General features: G+C 66.2%; 13 protein-coding genes. All 13 read right to left on the bottom strand.

Going from position 1 to position 11880, the window contains the following annotated elements:
• Positions 1 to 1460, bottom strand: a 1460-nt coding sequence (locus QZ546_RS04575) for a pitrilysin family protein (RefSeq protein ID WP_294235227.1), incomplete at its 3' end; no start/stop codon positions are given.
• A 25-nt stretch (positions 1461 to 1485) separates the two neighbouring features.
• Positions 1486 to 1698 (bottom strand): hypothetical protein, encoded by a 213-nt coding sequence (locus QZ546_RS04570; protein ID WP_294235225.1) that lies wholly within the window; start codon positions 1696 to 1698, stop codon positions 1486 to 1488.
• 10 nt (positions 1699 to 1708) lie between these two features.
• On the bottom strand, positions 1709 to 2839 hold the full coding sequence (gene tgt / locus QZ546_RS04565) for a tRNA guanosine(34) transglycosylase Tgt (protein ID WP_294235223.1): 1131 nt from the start codon (positions 2837 to 2839) through the stop codon (positions 1709 to 1711).
• Positions 2839 to 3333: an EF-hand domain-containing protein gene (locus QZ546_RS04560; RefSeq protein WP_294235221.1), complete on the bottom strand. Its 495-nt coding sequence runs from the start codon at positions 3331 to 3333 to the stop codon at positions 2839 to 2841. The genes tgt and QZ546_RS04560 overlap by 1 nt, the downstream gene beginning before the upstream one ends.
• Positions 3330 to 4367, bottom strand: a complete 1038-nt coding sequence (gene queA / locus QZ546_RS04555; protein ID WP_294235219.1) for a tRNA preQ1(34) S-adenosylmethionine ribosyltransferase-isomerase QueA — start codon at positions 4365 to 4367, stop codon at positions 3330 to 3332. The genes QZ546_RS04560 and queA overlap by 4 nt, the downstream gene beginning before the upstream one ends.
• Entirely contained in the window at positions 4364 to 5146 is a 783-nt protein-coding gene (locus tag QZ546_RS04550; RefSeq protein ID WP_294235263.1) for a peptidylprolyl isomerase, read from the bottom strand. The genes queA and QZ546_RS04550 overlap by 4 nt, the downstream gene beginning before the upstream one ends.
• A 209-nt stretch (positions 5147 to 5355) precedes the next feature.
• A complete protein-coding gene (gene coaD, locus QZ546_RS04545; RefSeq protein WP_294235217.1) occupies positions 5356 to 5859 on the bottom strand; it encodes a pantetheine-phosphate adenylyltransferase in 504 nt (167 codons plus the stop codon).
• Positions 5856 to 6755 carry a polyprenyl synthetase family protein gene (locus QZ546_RS04540; protein ID WP_294235215.1) on the bottom strand — a complete coding sequence of 300 codons (900 nt, stop codon included), beginning with the start codon at positions 6753 to 6755 and terminating at the stop codon, positions 5856 to 5858. Before QZ546_RS04540 ends, coaD begins: the two co-directional genes overlap by 4 nt.
• Before the next feature lie 3 nt (positions 6756 to 6758).
• Positions 6759 to 6998, bottom strand: a complete 240-nt coding sequence (locus QZ546_RS04535; protein ID WP_007406073.1) for an exodeoxyribonuclease VII small subunit — start codon at positions 6996 to 6998, stop codon at positions 6759 to 6761.
• Between the two features lie 47 nt (positions 6999 to 7045).
• Positions 7046 to 7225, bottom strand: coding sequence for a hypothetical protein (locus tag QZ546_RS04530; RefSeq protein ID WP_294235211.1), 180 nt, complete (start codon positions 7223 to 7225; stop codon positions 7046 to 7048).
• Positions 7146 to 8993: a diguanylate cyclase gene (locus QZ546_RS04525; protein ID WP_294235209.1), complete on the bottom strand. Its 1848-nt coding sequence runs from the start codon at positions 8991 to 8993 to the stop codon at positions 7146 to 7148. Before QZ546_RS04525 ends, QZ546_RS04530 begins: the two co-directional genes overlap by 80 nt.
• Before the next feature lie 149 nt (positions 8994 to 9142).
• Complete coding sequence (gene clpA / locus QZ546_RS04520) at positions 9143 to 11461, bottom strand: ATP-dependent Clp protease ATP-binding subunit ClpA (RefSeq protein WP_294235207.1); 2319 nt, start codon at positions 11459 to 11461, stop codon at positions 9143 to 9145.
• A 173-nt stretch (positions 11462 to 11634) separates the two neighbouring features.
• Positions 11635 to 11829, bottom strand: coding sequence for a DUF1192 domain-containing protein (locus tag QZ546_RS04515; protein ID WP_294235205.1), 195 nt, complete (start codon positions 11827 to 11829; stop codon positions 11635 to 11637).
• Positions 11830 to 11880: the final 51 nt, after the last annotated feature.

Genomic DNA, 11880 nt, shown 5'->3' with positions numbered 1-11880 from the left:
CCCTCGGGCGCGGGCGTCACCACGTCGATATGGGCGGGCGGGGTGAGGGCCGCGACCTGGACCGTCGGGGCGATCTCGATCGGCATCTCGCGGACATTAACCGGACGATCCGATTCGGGCAGATAGCGGATGGTCGCGCTCTGGCTGTCCTTCAGATAGGCGCGGGCCACCCGCTGGATGTCGGCGGCGGTGACGGTCTGGACCGCGGCGATCTGGCGATCGGCAGCGGTGGGATCGCCGTCGACGATGACGCTGTTGGCGATCAGGCTGGCCTTGCCCTCGGCGGTTTCGCGCTGCTTGAGCGCGCTCGTCAGCAGCTCGTTCTTCGCCTCGGCCAGTTCGGCGGCCGAGACGGGCGTATCGCGCAGCCGGGCGATTTCCTTCTTCAGCGCCGCCTCGCCCTCGGCGACCGGCTTGCCGCCCGCCATCATCGCATAGACGACCAGATTGCCGGTCGACTGCTTGGTGTCGAGGAAGGTCGAGGCCGACTGCGCCAGCTGGTCGCAGTAAACCAGATCCTCGTACAGCCGCGAGCTTTCGCCCGATGAGAGAATGGCGTTCAGCACCATGAGAGCGGGCATGTCGGCGCTGCGCTCGGGGGGTACATGATAGCTGATGAGGACGGCCGGAAGCGGCACATTGGCGTCATAGACCGTCCGGGCGATCGCTTGCTCCCGCGGCGGTTCCTGCACCGTCACGCGCGGGATCGGACCCATGGGGCGCTTGATGCCGCCGAAATACTGGTTGACCCAGTGGTTCAGCTGTTCGGGATCGAAATTGCCCGACACGACCAGCACTGCATTGTCCGGCCGGTAATAGGTGGCGTGGAAGGCGCGGACATCGTCGATGCCCGCCGATTCCAGTTCCTCCAGGCTGCCGATGCCGGGCCGCGCATAGGGGTGCACCGAATAGGCGAGCTTGGGGTAATAGATGGAGAACAGCTTGCCATAGGGCTGGGCGAGGGTGCGCTGGCGCAGCTCCTCCTTCACCACGTCGCGCTCGCTGGCGAAGCTCTTGGGCTCGACCACCAGGGCGGCCATGCGGTCCGCCTCGGCGAAGAGCAGGCGCTGGAGATGGTTGGCGGGCACCACCTCGAAATAATTGGTATAATCGTCGGCGGTGGAGGCGTTGTTATAGCCGCCGACATCCTCGGTCAGGCGGTCCATCTGTTCGGGGACGAGGTTCTTCGTCGCCTTGAACATCAGATGCTCGAACATGTGCGCAAAGCCCGAGCGGCCCTTGGGATCGTCCTTCGACCCGACATCATACCACACCTGGACCGAGACGTTGGGCGTCGTCGTGTCGCGGATGGCATAGACGCGCAGCCCGTTGGGCAGGGTGCGCGTGGTGAAGGCGATCGGCTTTACGCTTTCCGTGCGCGCTGAAGCAGCGGTCTGTGCCCCCGCCAGCGAGGGAAGGGCGGCGACGCCGAGCAGAAGCGCGGCACGGAAAAGGCGCATGAAGACCCTCTTTATGAAGTGCGGATTACTTGGACTTGTTGCGCGTGCCGTACATCACGGCGGCGGCGATCGCGGCCGAACCGATGCCGACGCCCAGCCCGATCTTGCCCAGCGGCCAATTGCGCGTCTTGTCCTTGATGGACTCTGCGGTCGCTTCGGCGGCGGCGACGGCGTGATCCTTGGCTTCCTTGGCGGCGGCCAGGATTTCGTTGGGGGTGTCTTCGGCGTGATCGGTCATGGTTACTCTCCTACTGTCCCGCAGCGTAGCGCGCCCGCAAGTCGTCCGCAAAGGCCGTGAGGCGGCCTTCGGAAATCGCGGCGCGCAGATCGGCCATCATCTGCTGATAGAACCAGATATTATGCTCGGTCATCAGCATCGCACCCAGGATTTCGCCCGCGCGGACCAGGTGGTGGAGATAGGCGCGGCTCCAGGTCGAACACACCGGACAACCACAGGCGGGGTCGAGCGGACCCTGATCCTCGGCGAAGCGCGCATTGCGGATGTTGATCGGACCCTGCCGCGTAAAGGCCTGTCCCGTCCGGCCCGAACGCGTCGGCAGCACGCAGTCGAACATGTCGACCCCGCGCTCCACGGCACCCACGATATCGGTCGGCTTGCCCACACCCATCAGATAGCGTGGCTTGCTGGCGGGAAGCTGGCCCGGCGCGAAATCGAGGCAACCGAACATCGCCTCCTGCCCCTCGCCGACCGCCAGGCCGCCGATCGCATAACCGTCGAAGCCGATGTCGATCAGCGCGTCGGCGGACGATTTGCGGAACCCTTCGTCCAGCGCACCCTGCTGGATGCCGAAAATCGCATTATCCTCGGCATGTTGACCCCCTGCGTCGAAGGCGTCGCGGCTGCGCTTGGCCCAGCGCATCGAGCGTTCCATCGCGCTTGCCTGTACCTCGCGGGTCGAGGTGGTCGGGACCAGCTCGTCGAACGCCATGACGATGTTGGAGCCGAGCAGCCGCTGAATCTCGATCGAGCGTTCGGGGCTGAGCAGGTGGCGGGTGCCGTCGAGATGGCTCTTGAACGCCACGCCGTCCTCGGACCGCTTGGTCAGCTCGGCCAGGCTCATCACCTGATAGCCACCCGAGTCGGTCAGGATCGGCCGGTCCCAGCCCATGAAGCCGTGCAGCCCGCCCAGCCGGTTCACCCGCTCCGCGCCGGGACGCAGCATCAGGTGATAGGTGTTGCCCAGGATGATGTCTGCCCCGCTGGCGCGCACATCGCCGGGCTTCATCGCCTTGACGGTGGCGGCGGTGCCGACGGGCATGAAGGCGGGCGTGCGGATTTCGCCGCGCTTCATGGTGATGGTGCCGGTACGGGCGCGGCCGTCGGTGGCGTGGATGGCGAAGGAAAAGCGGGCGGTCATTATTTTCTGTCTCGGGGCGCGAGCGGGCCGGTAGGGCCATTGGCGTCGGCGGGAATGGTGCGGATGGTCAGCGCCTCAGGCCGGCTGATCGCGCCGTCATGATCGCGGTCGAAGCGCGAGAACAGGCGCGAGAAATGCGCCTGCAACTCGGCCAGGGTGATGCGGTTGTCGCTGCCCTTGTCGACGTCGAACGGACTGGGCAGCGCGTTGCGGTCGCCCAGCCAGCGCTCCGCCCAGTCGGCGAACTGGAGATAGCCGATCGAGCCCTGATGGTTCACGTCGATCAGGTCGTAGGATCGCTTGACCCCGGCCTCCATCTCCTCGCGGGTGGTCTTGCCGTCGCCGTCCGCGTCGAAGGCCGCGATCATCATCGCGACCGGCTCGACCACCATGGTGGCCGGCGTCTGCGCGAATGGCTTGGGACGGGCGGTGACGGTCACCGTCTCGTTGGTGCCCGGCGTCGCCGCCTGCAGCAGCAGCGCCAGCAGGATCATGCGCGTGGCCCAGGCAGCAACAGCGAGGCGTCGCCATAGCTGTAGAAGCGATATTCTTGCGCGATTGCATGGGCATAGGCCGCCTGCATCCGCTCCAGGCCCATCAAAGCCGAAACCAGCATGAACAGGGTCGAGCGCGGCAGGTGGAAATTGGTCATCAGCCCGTCGATCCCGCGAAAGCGATAGCCGGGCGTGATGAAGATGGCCGTGTCGCCCTCGAACGGACGGATCACGCCGTCCTCTCCAGCCGCGCTCTCGATCAGCCGCAGCGAGGTGGTGCCGACCGCGATCACCCGGCCGCCGCGTGCCTTGACGGCGTTCAGCCGGTCGGCGGTGGCGGCGTCGATGCGACCCCATTCGGCGTGCATTTTGTGATCGACGGTATCGTCCGCCTTGACCGGCAGGAAGGTGCCCGCGCCGACATGCAGGGTCAGCGTGGCATGTTCGATCCCCGCCGCCGCCAGCGAGTCCAGCAGGCCGGGCGTGAAGTGCAACGCCGCCGTGGGGGCCGCGACCGCGCCAGGCTCGTTGGCGAACATCGTCTGATAGTCGTCGGCGTCCTTCTCGGTCACGCCCCGCTTCTGCGCGATATAGGGGGGCAGGGGCATGGTGCCCGCCCGCTCCAGCAGCAGTTCGACCGGCTCGTCGCCGGCGAAGTCGAGCGCGAAGCTGCCATCCTCGGCCCGGTCGCGCGCGGTCGCGCTGACGCCGGCGCCGAAGTCGATCACGTCGCCGTCGCGCAGGCGCTTGGCGTTGCGGATGAAGGCACGCCAGCGACGCGTGCCCTCTCGCTTGTGCAGCGTCGCGCCGACCCGCGCCTCGCCCCGCACGCCTTCCAGCTGGGCGGGGATGACGCGGGTATCGTTGAAGACCAGCAGGTCGCCGGGGCGCAGCGCCGTGGGCAGGTCGCTCACCCGTTCGTCACGGGTGGCGTTGCCGTCCAGGACCAGCATCCGCGCCGAATCGCGCGGGGATGCCGGGTATAGCGCGATCCGCTCGGGCGGCAGCGCGAAGTCGAACAGATCTACGTTCACTTGGTGGCCGTCGCCGCCTTCTTGGCCGGAGCCGCCTTGGGGGCCGGGCGGCGCGCTGGGGTGATGGTGACGGGCTTCAGGGTCGCGCCCGGCAGGGTCACCGGCGCACCCAGATTGGGGGTGGGCGCCGGGGCCATCGGCACATAGGCCGGGGGATTGTCCGCCGCGACATAGGCATGGATGATCCGGCTCGGATTCGCGGGCGGCTCGCCGCGTTCGATCGCATCGACATATTGCATGCCGTCGATCACCCGGCCGAACACCGTATACTTCTTGTCGAGCGCGAAACGCGGCTGGAAGACGATATAGAACTGGCTGTTCGCGCTGTTCGGATCGTCGGCTCGCGCGGCGGCAACCGACCCGCGAACATGCGGCAGATAGTTGAACTCGGCCGGCACGTTGGGCAGCGACGATCCGCCGGTCCCGTCGCCCTTGGGATCGCCGCCCTGCGCCATGAAGCCGTCGATCACGCGGTGAAAGGTCAGGCCGTCATAGAAATGCTGGCGGGTCAGCGTCTTGATCCGCTCGACCATCTTGGGCGCGACGTCGGGGCGCAGCCAGATGGTCACCCGGCCGCCGGTCGACAGGTCGAGCAGCCAGAGATTTTCCTTGTCGGTCACCGGCGGCGGGGTGGTGCGCCCGGTGACATTGTCCTCCAGCACCTGCGCGGCCTTGGCGGGCGAGCTGAACTTGGGCGGATTCTGGGACTGTTTCTGCGCCTGTGCCGGAACGGCGACCAGGCAGGCCATCATCATGGCAAGAGCGGCGAAAACGCGCATCATATCTCTACGACAAGGGAAGGAATGGGGGAGGCTGTAGAGCAAATCGCCCCTTGCGCCAATCTGAACCTTCGCGCCTCTTTTTTCCTCCCCTGCAAGGGGAGGTGGCAGGGCCAAGCCCTGACGGAGGGGTGTCCCGCTCTCGATAGGGGGACACCCCTCCACCATCCTGCGGATGGTCCCCCTCCCCTTGCAGGGGAGGAATAAGGTCAGGACCCCTTCCGCCCGATCTTCTCGACCCGTTCGACGACATCGGCGCAGACCGCAGGCGTCACGAACTTGGCGATGTTGCCGCCATAGATCGCGATTTCCTTGACCAAACGGCTGGCGATCGGCTGCAGCGCGACATCGGCCATCAGGAAGACGGTCTCGACCCGCGGATTGATCTGCTGGTTCATGCCCGCCATCTGATATTCATATTCAAAGTCGGCGACCGCGCGCAGACCCCGGACGATGACCTTCGCCCCTTCGCGCTCGGCAAAGTCCATCAGCAGCGAATCGAAGGCGACGACATGAATCTCGCCAGCCACGTCCGCCACTTCGCGCCGGACCATCTCCATCCGTTCGCCCAGCGTGAACATGGGCGACTTGGACGGGTTGGTGGTGACGCCGATCACCAGCCGGTCGACCAGCTTCGCGCCGCGCCGGATGATGTCCATATGACCCAAGGTCACAGGGTCGAAGGTGCCGGGATAGACGCCGATCCGGGTCATCGGTCACGCTCCACCACATAAGCGGCGATGGCGCGGAGCAGGTCCGCCTCGGGGCCGTAATCGCGTAAGTGCTCTATCGCCTGGGCGACCAGCATCCGGCACTGCTCTCTCGCGCGTTCGACGCCGAGCAGGCTGAGGAAGGTCGCCTTGCCCGCATCCTGATCCTTGCGCAGCTTCTTGCCTGCCGCCGCCTCGTCGCCTTCGGCATCGAGCAGGTCGTCGGCGATCTGGAAGGCGAGCCCCAAGTCATGCGCATAGCCGCGCAGGTGCGTGCGCCCCTCGGGCGCCACGCGGCCCAGGATCGCGCCCGCCTCGACCGCGGCGCAGATCAGCGCGCCGGTCTTCATCTGCTGAAGCCGGGTGACGGTGGCGAGGTCGAAGACCTGCCGCTCGGCCTCCAGGTCCATCTGTTGTCCGCCCGCCATGCCGCTGGGGCCGGATGCGCGGGCGAGGTCGAGGATCAGTTCGGACCGCACGAACGGATCGGGATGGGTCGCCGGATCCGCCAGGATCTCGAAGGCCAGTGCGTGCAGGCAGTCGCCCGCCAGGATCGCGGTCGCCTCGTCGAACGCCTTGTGCACGGTCGGTTTGCCGCGCCGCATATCGTCATCGTCCATCGCGGGCAGATCGTCATGGATCAGCGAATAGACGTGGATCGCCTCCAATGCGGTCGCGACCCAGCCTGCGCAATCACGGTCGACCGCGAACAGATGCGCGGTGGCGAAGACGAGCAGCGGGCGCAGCCGCTTGCCGCCGCCGATCGCGGCATGGCGCATGGCGGCATAGAGCGAGGCGCGCGGATCGCCCGGATCGGCGAGCAGCTCGGCAAAGCGTGCGTCGATATCCTCGGCGACTTCCGACAGGGCATCGCCCAGGTTCGTGGCGGTGAGCGTCACGCCTCAACCTGCCTGGAACGGGCGGGTGCCGGCGGCCTTGCCCTCGGCATCCAGGCGGATCGCCTCGATCCGGGCCTGGGCCGCGTCGAGCCGTTCGGCGCAGCGCTGGCGCAGACGATCGCCGCGCTCATAGAGGCGGATCGATTCGTCGAGCGTCGCTTCGCCGCTTTCCAGTCGGCCGACGATCCTCTCCAGTTCCTTGAGGGCGTCCTCGAACGTCAGTTCTTCGATGGGCGTATCCATGACGCCGCTATGGGGCAGGCCCGCGACCCGCGCAAGCAGCGTCGCGCTTACCGAAGCCGGTTCACCGTCCAGGTGTAGAGAAACGAGACGCCGAACACGCCCAGGTCGATCGCGGCCTGCACGCGGTGGGGCGAGCGATCGGTCAGGTCATGGGTGATCAGGCGGATGTCGGCCGTCGGATGGCGATAGGCGAGGGCGATCAGGGCCAGCACCAGTCCCGCCGTCATGATCCGCCGTTCGCGCAAAAGCTTTTCTCCCCCCGCTTATGGTACGCTTGGCGCGGGAAGGGGGCAAGAGCGGGGCGGTCAGCGGCGGCATGTCGATCGCCACGCCCCAGCAGGCGCGGTCACGGCCGCCGTCTTTTGCGGCGAACAGCGCCTGGTCGGCTTCGCGATACAGACGGCGCCAGTCCGATTCGTCCTGCATCGGCCCGGTGCACAGGCCCAGGCTGGCGGTGACCTTCAGTCCCGATGGATAGGTTGCGGCGCGCAGGCGCGTGAGCAAGGCCTCGGTATCGGGGGCGCGCTGCGCATCGACGAGCAAGGCGAACTCCTCGCCGCCGATCCGGGCAACCAGCAGGTCGGGGGCGACCGCGCCGGTCAGGGTCTGGGCAAAGATACGAAGCACCTCGTCGCCGCCGTCATGGCCCAGCGTGTCGTTGATCCGCTTGAAATGGTCGATGTCCGCCAGGATCAGCGTTTGCGCACCGGCCCGACCGATCGCCTGATCCATGAAGGCGCGACGGTTATACAGCCCGGTCAGCGGATCGGTGTCGGCCAGGCGACGCGCGACACGCTCGTCGGCGCGCGCCAGGTCGCGCTCGCGGCTGAGCAAATAGATGCGATATGCGACGCCCAGGCTGGCGATCAGCGCCTCGGCGCCCATCGACAGCACTGTCGACTGGTCGATCCAGGGATGCCAGGGGATCAGGTGCGCAGCGTTCAGCACGCGCAGCATGGCGAGCACGATCGGCGTGCCCCAGCCGATCGCGAAGGCCCAGGCGAAATTGCTCCGCCGCCGCCACGCCTGGACGAACACCGCGATCAGGAACACAAGCAGCACCGCGAACCCCGCCACGACCGCCGCATCCAGTGGACGAATCCAGATCGGTGCGAGCAGCGCGAAGGCGATGTTGGGTATGGCGATCAGCGCGAAGACGATCACCGCCAGCCGGTCGAGCCACCCGCGAAACACCTCCCGCTCGAAGAAATGCCGTGCAAAGACGACGATGGTCAGCGCGACGCCGCCCAGCATGATCGCATTCCAGCGATGCCGCTCGTTATTGTCGAGCCAGGGCAGCCACTGGCCGATCAACCCCGACGAACAGAGCGCATAGCCGGTGATGAAGAACAGCAGCAGGCAATAGACGGGCTGGAGCGGCTGGCGCAGCGCAGGCCAGAGCGCGAGATTGTAGATGGCGAGCGCAATCACCATGCCCATGATCGCACCGTAGAGCAGGCTGAGGTCGGACTCGACCTCGAGCGCCTCGGCATGTTGCTGCAGTCGTGCGCCCCGAACGACTCCGCGCAGATTGGCCGCGCCATGGGCTTCCCACAGGATGCGCACCGGCCGGGCGTCGGTGCGCGGCAGCGGCACCGCGATCATCGCGCCCAGCAGCAGATAGGGCGAGGTCGTCGCGCTGGTGAAGGCGATGTGGTGGATACTGCCATCGCCATACAGGATGTGAAGCGCCGTCGCATCCTGCCAGGTGCTGGCGAAACCGATGCTCAGCCGTTCGCGCGGATCGCCGGCCAGCCGGGGCAGGGGTTGCGACAGGACCCAGAAATCGCCTCTGCCATAGGAGGACTGGTCTGACGTGCAATCGAAGCGCTGTGGTTCCTTGAGCAGGTCCGCCGCCCGGTCGCCGGAGCGTATCGGCTTGATACAGGTGGCCACGGCCTGGCCGATCTGGGCGCGCGCCTCCGCGAACGGCCAGACGGTCGCGAGCAGTGCCAGGGCCAGCACCCATAATCGGATCGGGCCGATGCCGTTCATGACGTCGCATCTGCCTAGAAAACGACGAAAATTGGGTTAACGCCGTCATAACATACGTTGGGTCGAGCCCCAAACGGCGCTTTGGTCGACAAAAAAATGGGCCGGGTGTCGCCACCCGGCCCTGTCATGGGATCATGGGATGATCCGTATCAGTTCGCGTCGACCGAAGCGGGCTTGCCGCCCTTCTTCTTCGGCTTCTTGGGCGCGGCGGGTTCGATCGCGAAGGACAGCGCGCCGTCCTTCATCTTCACCGTCACCTCGCCGCCATGGACCAGCTTGCCGAACAGCAGTTCCTCGGCGAGCGGCTGCTTGATCTTCTCCTGGATCAGGCGGCCCATCGGACGCGCGCCGTACAGGCGGTCATAGCCCTTTTCGGTGAGCCAGCTCTTCGCCGCTTCGTCCAGGCTGATATGGACGTGACGGTCGGCCAGCTGGAGTTCGAGCTGGAGGATGAACTTGTCCACCACCCGCGCCACGACTTCGGGCGGCAGGTAGCCGAAGGGCACGATCGCATCCAGGCGGTTGCGGAATTCCGGCGTGAACATCTTCTGCACGGCCTGCTCATCCTCGCCCTCGCGGGTGAGGTTGCCGAACCCGACCGTCTCGCGTGCCATGTCGGCGGCACCCGCATTGGTCGTCATGATGATGATCGTGTTGCGGAAATCGACCGTCTTGCCGTGGTGATCGGTCAGCTTCCCATTATCCATCACCTGCAACAGGATGTTGAACAGATCGGGATGCGCCTTCTCGATCTCGTCGAGCAGCAGCACCGAATGCGGATTCTGATCGACCGCATCGGTCAGCAGACCACCCTGGTCATAGCCGACATAGCCGGGAGGGGCACCGATCAGGCGGCTGACCGAGTGACGCTCCATATATTCGGACATGTCGAACCGCTGGAGCGGAATGCCCAGGATCGTCGCGAGCTGGCGCGCGACCTCGGTCTTGCCGACGCCGGTGGGGCCGGTGAACAGATAGTTGCCGATCGGCTTGTCGGGATCACGAAGCCCTGCGCGGCTCAGCTTGATCGCCGAGGACAGGTTCTCGATCGCCGCATTCTGGCCGAACACGACGCGCTTGAGATCGGTCTCCAGCGTTTCGAGCTGCTGGCGATCGTCGGTCGACACGCTCTTCGGCGGAATGCGCGCCATGGTGGCGATCACGGCCTCGATCTCCTTGGGCGTGATCGTCTTCTTGCGCTTGCTGACCGGCACCAGCATCTGCATCGCGCCGACCTCGTCGATCACGTCGATCGCCTTGTCGGGCAACTTGCGGTCGTTGATGTAGCGCGCCGACAGCTCCACCGCCGACTTGATCGCATCGGGGGTGTATTTGACCTGGTGGTGATCCTCGAAGGCCGAGCGCAGGCCCGCCAGGATCTTGATCGTGTCCTCGATCGTCGGTTCGTTCACGTCGATCTTCTGGAACCGGCGCAGCAGGGCGCGGTCCTTCTCGAAGTGGTTGCGGAACTCCTTATAGGTCGTCGAGCCGATGCAGCGGATCGTGCCGCCCGACAGAGCGGGCTTGAGCAGGTTCGACGCATCCATCGCCCCGCCGCTGGTCGCGCCCGCGCCGATGACGGTGTGGATCTCGTCGATGAAGAGGACCGCGTGGGGCAGCTTCTCCAGTTCGTTGACGACCGCCTTCAGCCGCTCCTCGAAATCGCCGCGATAGCGGGTGCCCGCCAAGAGGGCGCCCATGTCGAGCGAGTAGATGACGGCGTTCAGCAGCACCTCGGGCACATTGCCCTCGATGATCTTGCGCGCCAGGCCTTCGGCGATGGCGGTCTTGCCGACGCCGGGATCGCCCACATAGAGCGGGTTGTTCTTCGACCGGCGGCACAGGATCTGGACGGTGCGGTCCACCTCGGGCCCGCGCCCGATCAGCGGATCGACCTTGCCCGCCTTCGCCTTTTCATTGAGGTCGACGGTGAACTGCTTCAGCGCGCTCTCGGCCTTGCCCTTTTCGGCGGGCTTGGCGGGCTTTTCCTCCTCGACGCCCTTGGGCGGGGTCGATTCGCTGGTCGCGCCCCCCTTGCCGACGCCGTGGCTGATGAAGCTGACGGCATCCAGGCGGCTCATATCCTGCTGCTGCAGGAAATAGACGGCGTAGGATTCGCGTTCGGAGAACAGCGCGACCAGCACGTTCGCGCCGGTCACTTCGTCGCGGCCCGAGGACTGAACGTGCAGGATCGCGCGCTGCACGACGCGCTGGAACCCGCTGGTGGGCGAGGGGTCGGTCGCCGCCTCGACCTTGAGCGCGTCGAGTTCGGTGTCGAGATACTGGGCGACCGTCGCCTTCAGCTCGCCCAGGTCGACATGGCACGCTTCCATGACCTTGGAGGCATGTTCGTCGTCGATCAGCGCGAGGAGCAGGTGCTCCAGCGTGGCATATTCGTGGCGCCGCACGGTCGCGGCTTCCAGCGCCTTGTGAAGCGTGGTCTCGAGCGCGGGGGCGAAAGATGGCATCTAAGATACTCCTTCCGAAGCGCCATGGACTGACGCCTCGTTTCGACCAATGTCGGGACGCGGGGCCCCGGCATCAAGCGGGTGTAACGCGCGGCGGCTGAACAAAGCGTATCGCGCGAACGAAAATGATGTGGCCGCCTCGGTGCGTATGCGCCGGGAGGGGCCGGTCCGTGTCACCGCTTGAAGAGCGCGTCGGCGCTGGCACGTTGGAGCGCGGCGCGCTCCATGTGGCGGCGGGTTCGCACGATCTCCTGCTCCAGCACCGCGATCCGCGTCTCCAGCTCGGCGAGCGAGAGCGGATCGAGATCGGCCTGGACCAGCGCGGTCAGGCTGTCGGGAAGGCGGATCGGAGAATCGTCCTGTTCCATAATGGGAAGCAGCGTTGACCCGGTCGCCACCGATGTCAATAACGGTGCCAA

The sequence above is a fragment of the uncultured Sphingomonas sp. genome, from assembly GCF_913062585.1.
Taxonomy (GTDB): Bacteria; Pseudomonadota; Alphaproteobacteria; order Sphingomonadales; family Sphingomonadaceae; genus Sphingomonas.
This window is presented reverse-complemented; position numbering and strand designations above follow the sequence as displayed.